Source organism: Marinitoga sp. 1154 (assembly GCF_013363285.1).
Taxonomy (GTDB): Bacteria; Thermotogota; Thermotogae; order Petrotogales; family Petrotogaceae; genus Marinitoga.
Genome location: NZ_LBFB01000004.1, coordinates 23,777 through 44,723 on the forward strand (window position 1 = coordinate 23,777; position 20,947 = coordinate 44,723).

Sequence of the window (20,947 nt, forward strand, 5' to 3'; positions counted from 1 at the left end):
TTCTACACGTTTTATAAAAAAAATGCTTTATTAATTTGTTACGATATAATACACGGTCCCGGGTGTTTTATTGCCTTATTACAAAACTATTACAGAATTTTCCCCATAAATATTTTCAGCATTACTTTTGAATTCACTATTGTGTTTTTCACTTAAAACGAATAATACTCTTCGTTTAACAATAGGTATATCTGTATAACCATCTGTAAATATTATTATACCTTCAGGCCTAACGTTTTCTTCTAAATAATTAATAGCCGGTTCAAAATCTGTATTACCTTTACCTTTAATTTCTATATTTTTCCAATCTCCTTTTCCATATTGTAAAACATTTTGTATATTATTATCAATTTGTACTATATATATTTTTGAATTATACATTCTAACTATTTTTTCTATTTCTGAAAAAAAAGCATTATACTCTTCTTCAATTATTGAACCACTTGTATCAAGTACTACCGCAATTTTTGGACCAAATTCAGTTCTCCAACCTGGTTGATTATCATATCGCCTATTAGGTCTCAATATTGTTCTATATTTTTCTATTATCATCGAACTTCCAAAAAATCTTCTAATTAAATCTTTCCAATTTTTTCTGGATTTTTTTATTATTAAAGATATGGGTACTTCTAATCCAGAAGGAATATCTCCTTTTGCTTTTTCATATGTTTCACTAATCACTTCACTTACAAGATCACTCACCACTTCTTCTATGAGTTCAAAATTTCCAAATTCTTCGTGTGAGTCAACTCTATAATCTTCCAATAATTCCAAATCAATTTTATTAGATTTTTCAAAATAATCTATAATATATTTATAATATTCTTCAACTGTTTTATTTATGTAATTAATCGGTGGTCCGATAAAAATATTTTCATTATCCGTTCCACAGCCTTCATCAAGCAATACGTTGAGCGGAATAGAAAACGCATCTAATTCTCTTATTTGTTGATTAACCGCTGCATCCATTGCTAAATTCCAGAGTTTTTTATCTTTTTTATCTTTTGATTTAATAAATATATGACCATGTATTATATGAAAAATTTCATGTTTTAAAAGAGATTTTGAAAATATTAAACCTTTTGCTCTTAATATTTTTGGATTATATATTATTTTAAATCTTCCAGATTTAGATATTGAAAGTTTTATTGTTCTTACATTAAAAGATGGTATATTATCAAAATACATTTTTAAATAATTATAAAATATACTTTCTTTTCCAAGTTCTATCCATGCTTTTTCTATTATATCATTTATATCTTCCATTTCAACACCTCTAATATTTCTAAAAGATTTATATTTCTGGAAATTCTATTTGCTATATTGTTATTGTAATATCTATAATCTTCCGTTACATCTTTTAATATTTTTATTTTTTCTTCTCTTAATATTTTAAAAAAATCTTCTGGTGTATATTTTTTTATTTCTTTCATTTCAATTTCCAGTAAATATTTTTCTTTTATATTATACTCTAAACCTTCTACATTTATAAATTTATCAAGCACTATTTCTGGATTTTCTTTTATTACATGCCTGATTTTTATAACCATTTTTTTATTAAATAAATGTTTAATATCTTTGGGAATATAATTTTCTTCTTTTTCTATTTTCTCGTGCGGAATTTCAGTATTGGCTTTATATGCAAAATTCCATTTCTTTATTAATTTATTGTTATCTTTTATTATTTGTAATCTAACCCTTTCTATCTCGTCTCTGGTATTTTTTATATACCATTGTATAATTCCTATTTTCTTTATAGATTTATCTTTTAATTTTATAGCTTCTTTTTCATTAATTGTATATTTTCTCTCAATTTCTAACATCATTTCCCTCCGCTTTTGCTCTTCTTTTTTTTGGTTTCAAAATTTTCAAGTATATTGGAAGATTTATTTCTCGTCTTTTAAACAATGTCGGATTTGATAATAACCAGCTTTTATATCTTATTGGTTTTTCATATGCTTCAACACTTGTCAGGTGCAATAAGGCATATATTCTCAATAAAAAACCTGCAAATAAGAGTATTTGAATTCCATGATATTTATCTCCTAATATATAAAAATTTCTTTCTTTTAATACATTACCAAAAAATCCCCCTATATTTGAAGCAATTATCGCTGAAATTCCAGAGATAAAAGCATATACACCTATATAACTTTCTGCTGGTTCTGAAACAGTTTCAAGCAATAAATTAAAAAACGTCAAATTTATAGCCGACCACGCAAATGCAGAAAATATACTATCGAGCAATAATAAACTTTTAAAATTATAATCAGTCATTACAAAATAAAGTAATGGAGCTATCGTAGCCAGAGTTATACCTATCATTAATATATTTTTATTTCCATATTTATCGCTCAATTTCCCATAAAACGGATATAATATTATTGTTATTAACCCTGATAATACGCTTAAATTTCCTAAAAACGTCGTATTAATGTGCAATATAGCTAATTGATAGTATGAAAAATATGGTCTGGTTAATTCTATTGAAAACGTCCATATGCCAACAAATACTAAAAATGTTTGAAATTTTTTATCTTGAAATGGTTTTTTTAAATTTATCTTAAAGGATTGTTCTGTAATTTCCGGAATTTGATGAAATAAAAAAAGAATTATTGTAACTATAGAAAAAAGCGCCACTAATGATGATACTATCAGTATTCCTGATTTTTTATCTGAAAAATCTAAAAAATGAGCATACATATATGTCGCTAAAATTCCTACTGCTGAAGCAAATACGTTTCTCATTCCAAAATATTTTCCCCTTTTTTCAAAAGGTACTAATTCCCTCATAGAAGTTGTCCATATGCTGCTAATAAATGTTCCAAATAATGAATATACAAGCATTATGCTTACAAAAACCCATGATTTTGTTATATTGAAAAATATTGCAACTGGAAGAAAAACTAAAGAGCCCCGTCCTATTATAGAAACAATCATTAAACTTTTTTTTCTTCCATTAAAAAGCTTATACCAAAAAGGAGTAAAGATTTGAAACATCTGTGAAAAAACAGGAAAAGATGAAACAATGGAAATCTGAAAAGGATTCGCATTGAAATATAATGCTATAGATATTATTATAAATGTTTGAGTCGCCACAAAAAAAGCATTGAAAAACATCGCTTCAATTATTGACAATTTTAAAGTTTTTGTGAGTTTAATCATTTTTTTCCTCCTTTTTACACATCATAATTATACCATATTATATGCTTTAATTATTTTATTTGCTTTAATTTTCTTTCATTATATATTTAAATTAATTTGTTATTATTAAAAGGATATTTTAACTTCTTATTGTATTTTATTGATTATAATCAATTTATATTATAATTAATTACCGTTTTTTTTATTTGTTTTAATTTTATAAACCGTTATAATAACCATGTATAAAAATATTTAATTTTAAATTTTATATAGGAGGAGATTCTATGAAAAACAGAATATTATTTTTTGCGTTATTCCTAATTTCTTCTTTAGTTTTAGCTACTTTCCCTATGTATAGTTCTGGTAAAACAGCAGAAGATTTTGGTGGAAAAACTGTTCTAATAGTTCATTATTACCGTTATGACAACAATTATGATGGTTGGAATTTATGGGTATGGCCTCATAAACCCGAGTCTTTAGAAGGACATGCATATAAATTTACCGGAAAAGATAATTTCGGACCATATGCCATTATAGTTCTGGATAAGAAATATACTGAATTAGGTTATATCATAAGATTAAACGAATGGCAGGCTAAAGATGTTGCAAAAGATAGATTTGTCAAAATACCTGAATCAGGTGTAGCCGAAATATGGGTTGTTACAAGTGTTGAAAAACCTTATTTAAATCCGAATAATATAGACATTAGTCCGAGAATTTTAAATGCTATTATGGATTCTAAAAAAGAAATTAAAGTTATTTTAACCACTCCATTTGATACAAAAAATTGGGCTGGAAAAATATCTGTTCTTGCTGAAAATAAGGAATTAAAGATTGATAAAGTTGAAAAACTAGATCCAACTGACATTTCAAAAACTACTAAAATAAAAATAATTTTAGAATCACCATTTAATGATGTCGACAAAAACGTAATAATAAAAATCAAAGGTTTTGTTGAAAAAAGTGTAATAATGAGAAATATATTAAATAATTTTTATTATAATGGCGATGATTTAGGAATTACCTATACTGATAATTATACTATTTTTAAAGTCTGGTCTCCTGTTTCAAAAAGTGCTGAGGTTTTATTATATAACGATTACAAATCACAAAAAGCTGATAAAACTTATCAAATGAAAAAAGCAAAAAATGGTGTATGGAGTATAAAGGTATCTGGCAATTTAAAAGGAAAATTTTATAAATATAGATTCTATTCTTATGGCAAATACAGAGAAACGGTAGATCCTTATTCAATAGCAGTATCCGTAAATTCCGAAAAATCTGCTATTATAGATTTAAATGATACTAATCCAAAAAATTGGGATAATGACATTAAACCTCCATTTATTAATCCTGAAGATGCTATTATTTATGAAATACATGTTAAAGATTTTACTATAAATAAAAATTCTGGTGTGGATGAAAAATATCGCGGTAAATATTTAGGATTAGTTCAGGAAAATACTCAAACTCCAGATGGTATAAAAACAGGACTATCTCATCTGAAAGAGTTAGGTGTAACTCACGTTCATATTATGCCTATACAGGATATTTATTTCATAGATGAAACTAAATTTAAAGAGCAGTATGGTTGGGGATATGACCCAAAATTATATAATGTCCCTGATGGATTTTATTCTATAAATCCATTTGACCCAAATTCGAGAATTAAAGAAGTAAAAGAAATGGTTAAAAAATTACACGAAAATGGAATAAGAGTTATATTGGATGTGGTTTATAATCATACTGCTGTTGTAGGAGAAGGTTCGGCTTTTGATCAAACTGTTCCATATTATTATTACAGAACAGATGATGCAGGACGTTATACTAACGGTTCAGGTGTAGGGAATGAAATTGCAACTGAAAGACCTATGGTAAGAAAATTTATAGTTGATTCTGTAAAATACTGGGTTAAAGAATATCATATTGACGGATTTAGATTTGATTTAATGGGATTAATTGATAAAAAAACTATGAATGAAATAAGCACTGAATTACATAAAATTGATCCTTCCATTTTACTATACGGAGAACCGTGGACTGGTGGCGGACCTTTATTATTTGGAAAAGGCGATCAAAAAAATATGCATATTGCTATGTTTAATGATGATGTAAGAAATGCTATTAGAGGAAGTGTATTCAACGCTAAAATAAAAGGATTCGGTTTGGGCTCATTAGGTAAAGAATTGAAAATAAAAAGAGGGGTTGTAGGGTCTATTGAATACGACTCTCGTATCAGATTATGGACAGATGACCCTGAAGAAACTATAAATTATGTTTCAAATCATGATAATCACACATTATGGGATAAAAACGCTTTAGCCCTTGGATATCAACCATGGAAAGAACCTCTTCCAGAAAAAATTGAAGAAAAATTAAAGAAAGCTCAAAAATTTTCAAATGCTATAATTTTAACTTCTCAGGGAATACCTTTTTTACACGGTGGAGTTGATTTTGCAAGAACCAAAATGGGAAATGATAATCCTTATAATAAAGAATTACCGAATATAATAGATTGGTCAAGAAAAGAAAAATATTATGATATTTTTGAATATTATAAAGGATTAATAGAATTAAGAAAAGCACATCCGGCTTTTAGAATGACAGATAAAAACATGATTAAAAATAATATTAAATTTTTAGAAACTCCTAAAAAAAGAATGGTTGCATTTTTAATAAAAGATAATGCAAATGGGGATGAATGGAAGAATATTCTTATTATTTACAATGCTAATTCTTCAAAAATAAAATTTAATCTTCCTTCTGGCATATGGAATGTTGTTGTAAATGATAAAAAAGCTGGAAACACTGTAATTAAAACTGTTGAAAATTCTATTACATTGCAAGCATTATCTGCTTATGTATTATATCAAAAATAATAAAAAGCCGCATAACGCGGCTTTTTATTAACATTATGTTTCTAGATCAAAGCTTAAAAAGTTGCAATAAACAAAAACTATATTAAAGTCAAGCCAATTCATTTCTTTATAGGTATTTTTATTTCAAATATTGTCCCTTTACCTTTTTTGCTATAAACCTGTAAATCTCCATCCATTTTTTTTATTAAAAAAGAAACAACTGTCAATCCTATACCTGTTCCTGGTTTTTCTCCTCTAATAAATGGTTCGAAAATTTTATCCTTTATTTCCGGATTTATTCCAATACCTGTATCAGCAACTTTTATAATCAAATAAGAATTTGTTCTCTTTATTGCTAAAAATACATGCCCTTTTTCTGTATATTTAAATGCATTGTTTAAAAGATTTGAAATTATTAAATCAATATAATTATAATAGCTATAAAATTCTATGTTTTTTTCTATTTCAATAATAAAATCTATATTTTTGTTTTTGGCAATTATTTTATAATTATGTATAATCTCCATGAATTTATCATAATCAATTTTTTCCTTTTTTATATTTTTGCATAAAGAATTATATTGCAATAAATCATATATTAAGGTGTTTATCTGATTGACAGCAGTTAATATATTTTCCAGATAAGCTTTTTTTTCTTCGACATCTTTTAATTTTTTTAATAACATTTCTGTATTTAATTTTATAATAGTTGTGGGACTTTTTAAATTATGTATTAATCCATTAAAAATATTCTTCTTTTTTTCACGCAAATCGTTTATAAACGTATTTAAAATATCTAAAGTTAAATCAAGTAATATAAAATAAGAAATAAATCTGAATAAATGCCCAAGCATATTAAAAAAACCATATACATCAACGTAAAGTGTGAAACTTAATTCTGCAGATATTGTAAATATCAACGCATAAATGTAATATTTTTTTACTTTTTGCGGAATACTCTGTTTTCCAATTAAATATATTGTAATTAATAAAATAAATACAATTATATATTCTGAAAAAATTTTAAAAGGTGTTAACCCACGACCTTCAATAAATGCATCTGGAAATACTCCAAAAAAAATCGCCATAATTCCAAAAATTCCAGAAGCATATATTATTACAGAAAATAACTTAAATATGTTCTTTTTTATATTTATAAGAAATAATCCAATAGTTTCCACCATTCTTCCCAATATCCATAATTGGGTCGGTAAATTTGCTGTAGCACCCGGAAATACGCCCATACCTTTATACGAAAGCGTATGTAATATATCTATTACAGCAACCATTGAATAAAGTATCCCTAATTTAAGCAGGAATTTATCTTTTAATATTTTATAAGAATTAACTCCTATGACAAATATAGCACCTGCTGTTATTATAGCAAATAATTCAACTATAGAATGAAAAAGTAAATAATTTTTTTTTGAAAATTGCCATAATATGATATTGATCAATATTATTGTTATGTATATATAACTTTTTTTCAAAGATAAAGAATAAATTTTCATATTTAACACCCCTATTACCATTTCATTAATATTATATCATATTTTTTTGAAATATAGGAGGTATTCTCTAAATCAAAAGAGTGTCTAAATCAATTCATTCTTAAACATTTTATGTTATCGACAAAATAGTTCTAAAAAATATAAGTAAAAAAATAGATATTGTTGTTTCCAAAACACTATAAATTTAACTTAATTTATGGTATAATTTAAATGCTTTATTGATTAAATGCTTTTTATACGCACTTATTATAAGCATTTGGATTGTATAATAGTCCCTTTTTGGTAAAAAAAAAGCCGGCTTACGCCGGCTATGGCTGGGGCGGATGGATTCGAACCACCGAATAACGGAGCCAAAATCCGCCGCCTTACCGCTTGGCCACGCCCCAATCACAGTATTTATTATATCATATTTTTCGTTTTTGTCAATACCTCTTTGTTTCTGTAAGAAAATAAGATTATTACAAAAAAATAAAGTCGCGAAAGGAGGAATAGTGTTGAGATATGAATTAAAGATAAATAATAAAATTTTTTATGCAGAAAAAGGTCAAAGATATATTGATATTATCGAAAATATCCAAAAGAATCACCCATTCCCTATTCTAGCTGTTAAACACAATAACAATATAAAGGAGTTAAATAAAGAGGTGGAGTATTCTGGAAATATTGATTTACTGGATACATCCACACTTGACGGTTTTAGAATTTATCAAAGAGGTGTTTTATTTCTTTTATATATGGCTTTAAAAGATTTATATCCAGAAGATAAGCTTTACGTTCATCACGCTATTGGAAGCGGATTATATTGTGAATTGAGAAACGGAAAACCTTCACAAAAAAAACTTGAAAATTTAAAGAAAAAAATGTTAGAATATGTTGAAAAAGATTTGCCTTTTGAAAAAACTACCATCAGCAAATTTAGAGCTATGAAAATTTTTAACAATGTTGATTTAAAGGATAAAGCTTCTTTATTTAAATACCGAAAAAAAGATAAGGTGAATATATATATATGCGATAAATATTTTAATTATTTTTACGGTTATATGCCTCCTTCAACTAAATATACTGATAAGTTCGATTTAATAAGTATAGAAGATGGTTTTGTAATAATTCATCCAACACCAGATTGTCCGGATAAACTCCCAAAATATAAGCACTATGCAAAATTGTCTTTTGCTTTCAATGAATATAAAGAATGGCTTAAGATTTTAGACGTTAGCACGGTTGGTGAATTAAACGAGTTAATTACAAAAGGTCCAAACGAAGTTATTGAATTAATAAGGGTTTCAGAAGCTTTACATGAAAAGAAATATGCTCAAATAGCTGATGAAATTATAAAGAGAAAAAATATAAAAATCGTTTTGATAGCAGGACCATCGTCTTCTGGGAAAACTACATCAGCTAAAAGGCTTGCATTGCAACTAAAGGTTAATGGGTTAAAACCAATCCCTATCTCTTTAGATGATTATTTTGTCGATAGAGAAAAAACTCCTAAAGATGAAAATGGAAATTATGATTTTGAATCAATTTATGCGTTAAATTTGGAACTTTTTAATACTCATTTGCAAAAACTTTTAAACGGTGAAGAAATAGAACTTCCTAAGTTTGATTTTGTCCACGGAAGAACTTTGAAAAGCGGAAAAAGAATAAAAATAGATGATAATCAAATTTTAATTATAGAAGGAATACATGGGTTAAACGAAACATTAACAGAAAGTATTCCAAAAGAGTTTAAATATAAAATTTATGTTAGTGCTTTAACTCAGATGAATTTGGATTCTATGAATAGAATTACTACCACAGATACAAGATTAATAAGAAGAATTGTTAGAGATTTTAAATTCCGTGGTCATTCAGCCCTTGCAACTTTAAAAATGTGGCCCAGTGTACGTCGAGGAGAAGACAGAAATATATTTCCATATCAGGAGGAAGCTGATGTTATGTTCAATTCTAATTTAATATATGAACTTTCTGTTTTAAAAATATTTGCTGAACCATTATTGCTTTCAGTAGATAACTCTAACAAGGAGTATTCAGAAGCTAAAAGACTTTTGAAATTTTTAGATTATTTCCTACCAATTACAGAATTGGAAGAGATTCCAAAAAAATCAATTATAAGGGAATTTATAGGAAGAAGCACTTTTAAATATTAGCTTTATAAATATTAATTTAATATGTTATGAAAGGAGAGATTTTTTTGAATAGAAGATTTAAAAGTATCGTAGTGGTTTTACTCATTATATTGTCCTTTGTCTTATTATGGGCAAATACAAATCAACAAAAAGATATTGAAAAATTATTTTTAGAAAAATTCCAGAATCCAATTTATACTTTGCTTTATTATATTAACAATATTTATTATGAAAAAGATAAAGTTGATTATGATAAGGTGTTAGATTCTACGTTAAAAGGTTTAGTAGAGGGATTAAATGATCCATTCGCATGGTATTTAGATTCACAACAGGTTACGGAAAGTAAAATAGAAGAATCTGGCGAATACGGTGGTCTCGGTATTCTTGTTAGTTATGATTCTAAACTTGAGGCCATAAGGATTGTAAGTCCAATGATTGGAACTCCAGCTTATGAAGCCGGTTTACAGGCAGATGATTTAATTATAAGTGTTGATGGTTCACCTGTTTCTGAAATTGGATACATTGGTGCTGTAAATAAAATGCGAGGCGCCCCTGGAACAACTGTGCAAATAGAAGTTTTTAGAGAAGGATGGGAAGAAGCTAAGAGAATTACTTTAGTTAGAGCAAAAATAGAAACTGTTACCGCTAAATATAAAGTATTTGAAGACAATAATTTTAAAATAGGTTATATAAAACTTACAAATTTTGCTGAAAAAAGCGCTTCTGAAATGCAAAAAGCTTTAAAGGCTATAAAAAGAAAAAATGTGGATGGAATTATTCTTGATTTAAGAAATAATCCCGGTGGTTTTTTAAACGTTGCTATAGATATTGCAAGTATGTTTATTAAAGATAAAACTATAGTTACTGTAAGATATTTCGATGGTTCTGAAGAAGTTATAAAACCAAAAACTTATGAGCATTTTGATTTTCTTGATAAATTGCCCATTGTTTTGTTGGTAAATAAATCTTCCGCTTCTGCTTCAGAAATTTTAACAGGTGCATTAAAAGATAATAAGATAGCCACCGTTGTTGGAAAAACAACTTACGGTAAAGCTGCTGTTCAAAGACCTATACCTCTGGAGAATGGTGGCGAAGTATGGTTGCCAATTGGACATTATTTTACTCCTAATGGCAATGATATACATTTAAAAGGTATAAAACCAGATATTGAAGTGGATAATCCAAAAAAAGAAATCAAAAATGTTGAACAATTAGAAGCTAAAAATACCACAACATTTGAAGCAGTTATTGATTTAAATAATGATTTACAATTATTAAAAGCCATTGAAATTTTGAAGGCGGGAGGAAAATAAATGAGAATATATGGGATGGTAATAGTTTTTTCTATTACCATTCTTTTATTAAGCATTATAACGTATTTTTTATTTGGAATGAATGAAACTAAAATTATCATAAGAGAGGCTATTCCAACTTTTTCAGCAAATAATTATCACAACGAAATAAAAGATAATATCATTTCTATGATTAAAGATTCAAAAAATCTTTCAAAGATTTTCTTCATTATTAAAGATTTAGGTGTCTTTATAGGAAAAATTCATATTAATTATTCCAATAATCATGTTTTTATAGCGGTGGTTAATAACGAAATATATGATGAATTAAAGACTACTTTAAAATCCTTTGATTCTTCTTTAATGGAATATAAGGAAAATTTAAGTTTTTATGGACTTCGATTAAATAAAAAAATTTCATATTCAAAAAATTTCACTTTAATTAATTACCCAACTATAGCAATATTGGATTTATCAAAATTATCTTTAAAAGAATTGAGTTTTTTAAAGTTAAAGTATTTTGTGATGGATGAAGATACATATAAACCATATTCTTTTAAAACAGAAATATTAGAAAAATTAAAAAAAGAAAATGGTATTATTTTAGATATTAACATTCTAAATAATCCTGGTGTAAAACCTTTACTGGATGTATTTGTTGAACTGGGAATAAATGTCATTTATGATATGAAAGTCTATACTGGAGGAATTCACTGATGTTTAATAATATTTTTAAAATCATTTTTTTGCCTCATAAAATTAAAACTGTACATTATGATACTATTTTTGTTGGTATTATTATTCTATTTTATTTTTGGTTTTCTCCAATGTTTAGATATGCTTCCTTATATACTTTTTTCGTGAAAAGTATTTTTCTAATCTTTTTTATATTTATCAATAATGTTTTAAGAGCTTTTTTTTATCCTATAAAGTATTTCAGAATAATTTTTCCATATTATATGCTTTCACTTTCACCACTTTTATTACTGGGTTTTTTTTCTTTTTTTAATTATTATTTTTTAGTACCATTTTTATGGATAGAATTATTAAAAGGATATAAAGATTTTAAAAATAAAAATTATATTTCTTTATTCATTGGCACTATAATAGATACTTTTATTTACATTCTGCTATGGAGATGAAATAATGAAAAAAAGATACCTGCTAATTTCAGAATTTTTAACGAAAAACTATAAATGGATTTTATTAATATTCTTTATACTATCAATTAGTTTTATTTATAATTTAAAAAACTTAAAAATAAACTCAGATCTTTTAGAATTGCTTCCTAAAGATGACCCCGTTGTTATTTCATACAGAAATGAAGTAAAATATCAATCTGAATCCGAAGTAATGATTGTTGCATTCTATATAAATAAAAATATAGATTACAAAAAATTGGCTTTAGCCTTTTATGATAGAATGAAAAAAATACCTGAATTTAAAGATTTAGCTAAAACTGATGTATCTTTATTACTATCTTATGGTTTTCTAAATGTTTCAAATTCAAAATTAATTGATGAACTCATGAAAAATATTAAAGATACTTTTCATGCTTTTTCAGATATAAATCCTTATGATTTTAAATCTTTTGAATATATAAACAATACTATATATTTATTAAATAAATTGGATAAAAATTTTGAAAAATCAAGGGAATCTGATCCAATGCTGGGATATTATACTTTATCTCCTGACAAAAATATAATGGTTATGGGAGTAACATTTAAAGAGCCAACTTCAAACTTGCAATTTGTAAATAAAATAATACCTAAAGTAAAAAAAATTCTTTCCGATCTAAATAAAATTTATTCTATAAAAACCGGATTAACTGGGGCTTATATATATACTTATGAAGCAAATAAAACCGTATCTTTTGATTTTTCAATTACTACTTATTTATCTATTGTTTTGATTATTATAATTTTTTATATAACTTTTGGTAGTTTAATTACTACAATACTCGTTTTTATTACTTTAGTAATTTCTGTTGGTATAACTTTAGGCTTATCAGCACTTATTTTTAAAGAACTTAATATCTTAACTTCATTTGTTGCAGCGATAACTCTTGGGTTGGGGATAGATTATGGTATCCATATAACAAGTCGTTTAATTACAGAATTCAAAGAGAGAAAGAATTACATTGAAGCACTTGCTATTACATATGAAACTGTGTTAATACCTGTAATTTTTGGAGTGCTTACTACAATTTTTGTTTTTTTGTCGTTAATTTTTATGAAATTACCAGCTTTTACAGAAATGGCTTTAATTAGCAGTATTGGACTATTCGTATTTTCTCTGGTAATGGTATTTATTACACCTATTACGTTTTACCCTTTTAGAAATATTATTCTTAAAACATATAGAGAAAATAAAATCAATATATGGTTTCAAAGACTCGGCATCTGGATACCAAAAAAAAGTCGTTTGATTTTACCCATTATAACTGTATTTGTTCTATTCTTTTCAGTTTTTGGAATAATTAATTTTGCCAATTTTTCTTATACTCCTCCTGGATTAGCTCCAACGAATTCAGAAAGCACAATAGTTTTTAAGGATATAGCCAGTCATTTTGGAACATCCTTATTTAATGAAATGAAATTTATTATTGGAATTGACGAGGATTCAAAAGAAATAATTGATGAATTAAAAAAGTCTCCATATATTTCAAAAATTGAAAGTTATCTGGATATATTAAAAAAACAACTCGGGGATTTTGAAAAATTAAAAATTAAAACCAGAGAAATTTCTGAATTAGTCAATGATCCTTTTTCTGTAGCTGTATTAAAAAAATATAATATATACTCTGAAACATTAAAAATCATTGATTTAGCTTCAAAATCAAAAAATGAAAAAGATTTTATTTTAGGAATAACTGAGTTAATACCTGAAAATTTAAGAAAAAATATTCTTATCAATGAAGCTGGGAAGGATTATTTTATTATATATATAACCCCTTCTATTAATCTAAACAAAAATAATGGAATGAAATATTTCTTTGACTCATTAAATAAAAAGTATTTAAATAGATTTTTAGGAAATCAAAAAGCTATATATAAATTGATGTATATAATAGAAAATAGATTTTATTATGTCATTTTATTTTCAATTTTTACAATAGGATTTCTAACATATTTTTCAAGAAAATCATTTAAAGAAACACTTGTTGCTATTTTCGGCCTACTTTTTGCTAATCTGACTACCTTTGGAATTATTTACTTTTTTGATATTAATGCAACATTCTTAACTATAATTTCATTACCTTTAATATTTGGAATAGGTGTTGATGGCTATATACATATTTTTCATGCAATCGATGAAGATAAGGTTCATTACTGGCATACATTAAAGGCAACATCACTTTCATTTTTAACAACCATTTCATCTTTTATTACCTTTCAACTATCAAGAGGAGAACTGCTTAAACAATTCAGTTTAACTATGGTTTTAGGCATTTTTATTGTATGGATTTTAACTGTTTTATTAATACCTGCATTAAAAAAATGAAATTTACATTACTCGGCTTTTTGTTACGTTTGAAAATTCACAATTAATATTTAAGTATTGAAAAGTAACATTTATTTTTGTATACTATTGATGTAAAAAGAAAATCCCCCTATCCCCCCCTGAAATAGATGGATAGACATTTAGCGGATCCGCTGGATCCGTTTTTTTTATATTATAAGCTATTATGATATAATATAATAAAAGTTTTAATAAAAGTTTTTATGCTGGAGTGATTTAATGAAAAAATATACTATATTCTTAATACTAAATTTTTTAGCTATAATTACTACTTTTATTGTTTTTGTATTTTCTATAAAATATAATATTGAAAATTATGAGCAAATCAAAGATATTAATTATTTAAAAAATGTTATAATTGCTATTGATAATAATTTAAAAGAAAATATATTCCATTATGTAAAATATAACCATATTTTGCTTAAACCTTTTAAATTAATATTGTATAAAAACAATAAAATTGTTTTTTCCGATTTTGAAAATCCAGATAATAAAGATTTTTATTTCAATAATATTGAAATTGGAAATGATTTATACTCTTATGGTTATGATTTATCAGAATATGTAAAATATATCAATAATTTCTTCGATTCTTTAATATTTTTAGAATATAACAACAAATTTTATCCAGAGTCTTTACCTAATACCAACTATAAAAAATTGAAACTTAATGATATTTATTTTTACATTATTTTCAATAAGAATTTTACTACTCTACTTGATCAGGAATTACCCATTTTTATAACTATAAACATTTTATTATTCTCTCTATTATTATTTTTAATATATAAAATTTTTGCTCTGTCAAATAAAGAACTAAATAATTTATTTTTATTTCTTGAAAATAATGAAAATATAGAATTAAAAACCAAAGAAGGAATTTTTTTAAAAGAAAAAATCAAACATATTATTAATGAATCAAAAAACAAAAAGAAAGAAGTAGAAGAGTTAAAGACAGAAATTAAAAAAATTAATACTAATCATAATAATCTAATAAATGAATTCATTTTTTATATAAATACACCTCTTCAAACACTTATTAATTCAATTAGTTTAAATTTATCAGAAGATATTGAAAAAAAGATTATTACTAATATTATTTCAGAAATAAATATTATTATAAACAAATTTAAAACTATATTTTATCATGAATATAATGTCAGCAATCAAAATTTCTTTGAATTTTTTGATATAAATGAGTTTCACAGTAATCTAATTTATTTTTTATCCATCTATATAGATAAAAATGATATCACTGTAGAAAAAGAAATAAATACAAAAAATAAATTTGTTTTTACGAATAAAAATAAGCTATATAAAGTAATATACGAAATATTACTTTTAATTTTTATGGATAAAAGTGGTGGAAGAATAAATATTCTTTATACTTCAACTGATAATTTTTTAGAAATAAAAATTATAGATAATGATAATATATTCAATGATTATATTTTATTATTAAATAATAAATCATTGTTTGATAAATCAAATATGGAATCATATAAGATCGAATCTATATTAAAATATATTGATGATTTAAACGGAAAGATTTTTTTAACTCAAAGTGCTTCTAATTCTATTATTAAAATTGAAATCCCTATTGATATTAATGAATTCATAATAAATTTTGATTTCAATGCATTAAAATCTTTGTATTTAGCCAAATTAATTGAGAAAAAGTATACTATTAATCAGGCAGAAAAATACCTATATGAATTTTTATCAATATATGTCGATGTTTTAAAAAATCCTCAGAATGATACTTTGAACGATTTAATTGCTGTTTTAGAAAAAAATGATTTTTATTTATTAACAAATTGGTTAAAATTCATATTGAAATATCCTGATAATAAGAATATTGTACAATTCAAAAATTTATTAATAAAAAAATTGGAGAGCTTATAGCTCTCCAATTAAAATTTTTCTTTAATTTTATCTGGATCCTCATTTATTTCTTCCCAAATTTTTCTTAATTCATCATCAGACATTTTAGTTAGATAATCTGGCTAATTTTTCAGGAACTCCCTGTCTTTTCCCTGGCAAACAACCTTCTGGTTTTACATCACCATTCACAAATCCTTTAGCAAAACCAGAACATCCTGGATAACCACATGCACCACAATTTATCCCTGGTAATAAATTTTCTGCAAAAATAACTCTAACATCTTCTTTAACCTCAAACTTTTTTTCAGCAAATGCTAAAAATGTTCCAGATAAAAAGCCAAGTACTGAGAGAAGTATTATTGTATTTATAATAACAGACATTAAAATTCCTCCCTTATATTTTTATGAGACCAGAAAATCCCATAAAAGCCATTGATAATAATCCAGCAGTAATAAGAGCTATAGCCGTTCCTTTAAAAGGCTCTGGTATCTCATAATAGTCCATTCTTTCTCTGATAGCAGAGAAAATAATCAAGGCCATAGCAAAACCTAAACCTGCACCAAGTGAATTTACAATTGTTTCTATTAATGAGTAGTTATATATAACATTTAGTAATGCCAATCCTAAAATTGCACAATTAGTTGTTATTAATGGAAGATATATACCCAATGCTTCATACAAATTAGGAGAAACCTTTTTTATATAAAATTCTATAAATTGAACTAATGTTGCTATTACAAGAATAAATACAATTGTAGTCAAAAATTCTAATCCCATTTTTACAAGCAATAAATTTAGAAACCATGTTATAGTACTTGAAACTACCATAACAAAAATAACAGCCATCGACATACCTGATGCTGAACTTATCTTTTTTGATACTCCCAAAAATGGACATATTCCTAAAAATCTAGATAATACAAAATTATTTACTAATATTGCTGATAAAAATATAAAAAATAATCTCATCTTCTTTCACCAGCCTTTACTCTATTTCTTTTATAAATTCCAATTGAATTGAACATTGCTAATAATACACCTAATACTAAAAATGCTCCTGGTGGAAGAATCATTACATATAATTTCATGGCATCTCCCCAAACAGGTAATCCAAACACTGTTCCGTTCCCTAACAATTCTCTAACCGAACCTAATAACACTAAAGCACCTGTGAATCCCAAACCCATCCCCAATGCATCATATATGGAATCTAAAACACCATTTTTTGATGCAAATGATTCTGCACGACCTAAAATTATACAGTTAACAACTATTAACGGTATAAATAATCCCAATGTTTTCCATAATTCATATGTATACCCGTGCATCAATATATCAACTATTGTAACAAAAGATGCTATTACAACTATATATACAGGTATTCTTATGTTTTTAGGAACCCATTTTTTTATTATAGAGACTACTGTATTAGATAAAAGCAAAACAGCTAATGTTGCAAGTCCCATACCAAGCGCATTTATAGAATTTGTAGTTGTTGCAAGTGTAGGACACATACCCAATACCTGTACAAATATAGGATTTTGCTGAAATAATCCTACTTTTAAATTTTTTATATTAGCCATTATTGAATCACCCCTTTGGATTTGAGGTATTCGAATCCTGTATTTATTGAATCAGCAACAGCCCTTGGAGTAATTGTAGCTCCTGTCATCACATCGCTTGTCTGAACTATTCCTTCTTTTTTTCCATTTTTTATTTGTTCTGGTGTTGTTAAAAGGACCCCTGCATCTTTATTAACTTTCACCCCGTTAACAAGGCCTTTGTAATCAATTGGATAAAATCTTTCTTTTACATTATCCTGAGAAATGTTGGCTCCTAATCCTGGTGTTTCCTGGGAATAAGAAACCACTTCCAAATTATTAAAATATAATTCTTTTTTGTCTTTTACAAAGGAAATAACTGATATTACTTCTCCACCAAACCCTACTCCTGAAACTGTCAAAATATATATTTCTTTCCCTTCACTATTTACATATTTATATGCTGGCGAATATACTTTTGTACTTGCATCTAAATATAAAACCCCTGTTTCATTAGAATCCCAAATCGAACTATTTAACTGCTTTAAACTTTTAGGTATTTCACTCTTAGAAATTAATAAATTTCCTGTTTTTGAATCAATTAAAACTTTTTTTATTGCTTTTAATTTTGCCTCTAATTCAGAATTATCTATAGCAGGTTTTGCAAAAACATACACTATAGATACTACTAATCCGGAGATTATAATAAATAACATCAATATCAATCCAGTTTTTATATATTCTTTCATTTTTTACCACCTCTTACAGTTCCAAAAATACGTGGTTTAGCATAAATATCAATCAACGGAACAAGGGAATTCATAATTAAAATAGAAAAAGAAACACCTTCTGGATATCCTCCAAAAAGTCTGATTATCATTGTTATAAAACCCAAACCTACACCGAAAATAATATGTCCTTTAACAGTCATTGGACTTGTAACCATATCTGTAGCCATGAATAATGCCCCTAACATCAATCCACCACTTAATATATGGAATAAAGGAGAAGCATATTTTGAAGGATCTATCATATAAAAAATACCAGAAATAATAAATACTGTAGAAATATATGTGATTGGAATCCAGATTTTTATTCTTTTTCTAATCACTAAATATATAAAACCTATTATTAAAGCTATAGCACTTACTTCTCCTATCGACCCCGGTACTGTTCCAATAAATAAACTTTTTAAATTAATAGCATAATCTGGATTATTATATAAAGCTTCAATTCCATGCTCTTTTAATATAGCTAATGGAGTTGCAGTTGTTATTGTATCATATTTAAAATAAAACGGTCTATACCATGTTGTCATAGCGACTGGAAACGAAATTAACATAAATACTCTTCCAACTAAAGCAGGATTAAAAATATTTTTTCCTAATCCACCATAAACATGTTTTCCTAATCCAATTGCCACTAAAACTCCTATAAATATTTGCCACCAATTCACTGCTAAACTCAAATTCATAGCTAATAAAAGACCTGTTACCGATGCACTAAAATCTGGTTTGAAATTTTTTTGTTTCCTTAAAACTTTCATTATAAATATTTCCATACCTTCTGCTAAAATCATTGTATATAACATTATCCATACAGCCCTGAATCCAAATACCCATGCTGATACTAAAAATGATGGTATGAGGGCAATTAACACATCTAACATTACACTTCTAACATTATCTTTTGTTCTTAAATGTGGAGCTGCCGCTATGTTCAATTTCACTTTTTAGCCCTCCCTTTTAAAGCTCTTGCTACTTTTTTCCCGGTTTTAAAGTTTTTCACCAATTCTATACCTGCAGGACAGGCATATGAACATGAACCACATTCTATACAATCCATCAAACCATATTCCATTGCTTTATCATACTCTCTTTTTTCGACTTGTAATTTTAATAAATAAGGCATTAAATTTATAGGACAAACCTGTACACATTTTGAACATCTAATACATGGAAAACTTTCTTTTTTAGGCACAATGTCTTTCGTTAACACTGTTAATGCATTATTCCCTTTAAATGTTGGTAATTCAATATCAGGAAGAGGGATTCCCATCATTGGACCACCATATAATATTCTATCTATTTTTTCTTCTTCAACCAATCCAACATGATCTAATAAATCTTTAACCTTTGTTCCTATCCTATATATAAAGTTGCCAGGATTTTTTACTCCTTCACCAGTTAATGTTATTCCTCTTTCTACCAACGGTTTTCCATGCTCTACGGCTTCATATATAACATATGTTGTTGATACATTAAATACTATTACTCCAACATCTAAAGGCAATCCGCCAGAAGGTACTTCTTTTTTAGTTATTGCATAAATCAATTGTTTTTCAGCACCTTGAGGATATTTTGTCTTTAATACTTTTACCTCTATTGGCTCCCCTGACACAGCTTCTTTCATTTTTTCAATTGCTTCTGGTTTATTGCTTTCAATTCCTATATAAGCCTTTTTCACACCTGTTGCATGCATTATTATTTTTATTCCTTTTACAATTTCAGAGGATTTCTCTATCATCATTCTATTGTCTATTGTTATATAAGGTTCACATTCTGCTGCATTAATTATTAAATACTCTGCTTTTTTACCTTTTGGGATAGACATTTTTACATGTGAAGGGAACATTGCTCCACCTAACCCAACTATTCCCGCTTCTTTTACTATATTTACTATCTCTTCAGGAGTTTTTTTTGTATAATCTCCATGCTCTGGAATTAAATCCCATTCATCATCTCCAGTTCTCTGGATTACCACTACATCGTTTCTTGTTCCAGTTGCGGCATTTGTCATTTTCACTATTTCTATAACTTCTCCAGTTATAGTTGAATGAATATTTGCGGATATAAACCCATTTGCTTCACCTATTTTTTGACCTGTTTTTACCTTTTGCCCTGGTTCTACTATAATTTTCGCTGGAGTGCCAAGATGATTTGTCGTATAAATGTATACTTTTTCAGGCAATGGCAGAATTTTAATTTGTTTATGTTCTGCCAGCTCTTTTTTTTCTGGCGGATGTACTCCACCTTTAAAAGTTAATAACGCCATTTCCTTCC

General features: G+C 26.5%; 17 protein-coding genes and 1 tRNA gene. 7 read left to right on the forward strand and 11 right to left on the reverse strand.

Annotated features, from left to right (window positions below):
* Positions 1–78 precede the first annotated feature (78 nt).
* The 3 genes from XO12_RS02830 to XO12_RS02840 are packed head-to-tail and all read right to left on the reverse strand — an operon-like array spanning position 79 to position 3,165.
* Entirely contained in the window at positions 79–1,266 is a 1,188-nt protein-coding gene (locus XO12_RS02830; protein ID WP_047265691.1) for a VWA-like domain-containing protein, read from the reverse strand.
* The gene (locus tag XO12_RS02835) at positions 1,254–1,823 is read right to left on the reverse strand and encodes a hypothetical protein (protein WP_175419656.1); all 570 of its coding nucleotides are present in this window, start codon (positions 1,821–1,823) and stop codon (positions 1,254–1,256) included. The genes XO12_RS02830 and XO12_RS02835 overlap by 13 nt, the downstream gene beginning before the upstream one ends.
* Positions 1,810–3,165 (reverse strand): MFS transporter, encoded by a 1,356-nt coding sequence (locus XO12_RS02840; RefSeq protein WP_047265693.1) that lies wholly within the window; start codon positions 3,163–3,165, stop codon positions 1,810–1,812. The genes XO12_RS02835 and XO12_RS02840 overlap by 14 nt, the downstream gene beginning before the upstream one ends.
* A 329-nt stretch (positions 3,166–3,494) precedes the next feature.
* Here XO12_RS02840 and pulA point away from each other — a divergent pair, with 329 nt between their 5' ends.
* Entirely contained in the window at positions 3,495–6,023 is a 2,529-nt protein-coding gene (pulA, locus tag XO12_RS02845) for a type I pullulanase (RefSeq protein ID WP_047265793.1), read from the forward strand.
* A gap of 98 nt (positions 6,024–6,121) precedes the next feature.
* On the opposite strand, the gene XO12_RS02850 is transcribed toward pulA, so the two are convergent.
* Both XO12_RS02850 and XO12_RS02855 read right to left on the reverse strand, forming a co-directional pair.
* The gene (locus XO12_RS02850) at positions 6,122–7,513 is read right to left on the reverse strand and encodes an MASE3 domain-containing protein (RefSeq protein WP_052913178.1); all 1,392 of its coding nucleotides are present in this window, start codon (positions 7,511–7,513) and stop codon (positions 6,122–6,124) included.
* 311 nt (positions 7,514–7,824) lie between these two features.
* Positions 7,825–7,899 (reverse strand) — tRNA-Gln (locus XO12_RS02855).
* A 108-nt stretch (positions 7,900–8,007) separates the two neighbouring features.
* Here XO12_RS02855 and XO12_RS02860 point away from each other — a divergent pair.
* The 6 genes from XO12_RS02860 (at position 8,008) to XO12_RS02885 (ending at position 16,364) form a co-directional block, all read left to right on the forward strand.
* Positions 8,008–9,663, forward strand: coding sequence for a nucleoside kinase (locus tag XO12_RS02860; RefSeq protein WP_175419657.1), 1,656 nt, complete (start codon positions 8,008–8,010; stop codon positions 9,661–9,663).
* Positions 9,664–9,707: 44 nt separating this feature from the next.
* Entirely contained in the window at positions 9,708–10,955 is a 1,248-nt protein-coding gene (locus XO12_RS02865) for a S41 family peptidase (RefSeq protein WP_084822638.1), read from the forward strand.
* Complete coding sequence (locus XO12_RS02870) at positions 10,956–11,651, forward strand: hypothetical protein (protein WP_047265694.1); 696 nt, start codon at positions 10,956–10,958, stop codon at positions 11,649–11,651.
* A complete protein-coding gene (locus tag XO12_RS02875) occupies positions 11,651–12,076 on the forward strand; it encodes a hypothetical protein (RefSeq protein WP_047265695.1) in 426 nt (141 codons plus the stop codon). Before XO12_RS02870 ends, XO12_RS02875 begins: the two co-directional genes overlap by 1 nt.
* A 4-nt stretch (positions 12,077–12,080) precedes the next feature.
* Positions 12,081–14,441: an RND family transporter gene (locus tag XO12_RS02880; RefSeq protein ID WP_047265696.1), complete on the forward strand. Its 2,361-nt coding sequence runs from the start codon at positions 12,081–12,083 to the stop codon at positions 14,439–14,441.
* Positions 14,442–14,678: 237 nt separating this feature from the next.
* Positions 14,679–16,364 (forward strand): hypothetical protein, encoded by a 1,686-nt coding sequence (locus tag XO12_RS02885; RefSeq protein ID WP_047265697.1) that lies wholly within the window; start codon positions 14,679–14,681, stop codon positions 16,362–16,364.
* A gap of 84 nt (positions 16,365–16,448) precedes the next feature.
* Here XO12_RS02885 and XO12_RS02890 read toward each other — a convergent pair whose 3' ends face one another.
* From XO12_RS02890 to rsxC, 6 genes are read right to left on the reverse strand one after another with little or no spacing between them, the layout of a single operon-like run.
* On the reverse strand, positions 16,449–16,724 hold the full coding sequence (locus tag XO12_RS02890; RefSeq protein ID WP_175419658.1) for a (Fe-S)-binding protein: 276 nt from the start codon (positions 16,722–16,724) through the stop codon (positions 16,449–16,451).
* 13 nt (positions 16,725–16,737) lie between these two features.
* Entirely contained in the window at positions 16,738–17,313 is a 576-nt protein-coding gene (rsxA, locus tag XO12_RS02895; protein ID WP_047265699.1) for an electron transport complex subunit RsxA, read from the reverse strand.
* A complete protein-coding gene (rsxE, locus tag XO12_RS02900) occupies positions 17,310–17,927 on the reverse strand; it encodes an electron transport complex subunit RsxE (protein ID WP_175419659.1) in 618 nt (205 codons plus the stop codon). Before rsxE ends, rsxA begins: the two co-directional genes overlap by 4 nt.
* On the reverse strand, positions 17,927–18,634 hold the full coding sequence (locus XO12_RS02905; RefSeq protein ID WP_047265701.1) for an RnfABCDGE type electron transport complex subunit G: 708 nt from the start codon (positions 18,632–18,634) through the stop codon (positions 17,927–17,929). Before XO12_RS02905 ends, rsxE begins: the two co-directional genes overlap by 1 nt.
* On the reverse strand, positions 18,631–19,614 hold the full coding sequence (locus XO12_RS02910; RefSeq protein ID WP_047265702.1) for an RnfABCDGE type electron transport complex subunit D: 984 nt from the start codon (positions 19,612–19,614) through the stop codon (positions 18,631–18,633). Before XO12_RS02910 ends, XO12_RS02905 begins: the two co-directional genes overlap by 4 nt.
* Positions 19,611–20,939 (reverse strand): electron transport complex subunit RsxC, encoded by a 1,329-nt coding sequence (gene rsxC, locus XO12_RS02915; RefSeq protein WP_047265703.1) that lies wholly within the window; start codon positions 20,937–20,939, stop codon positions 19,611–19,613. The genes XO12_RS02910 and rsxC overlap by 4 nt, the downstream gene beginning before the upstream one ends.
* Between the last annotated feature and the right edge of the window lie 8 nt (positions 20,940–20,947).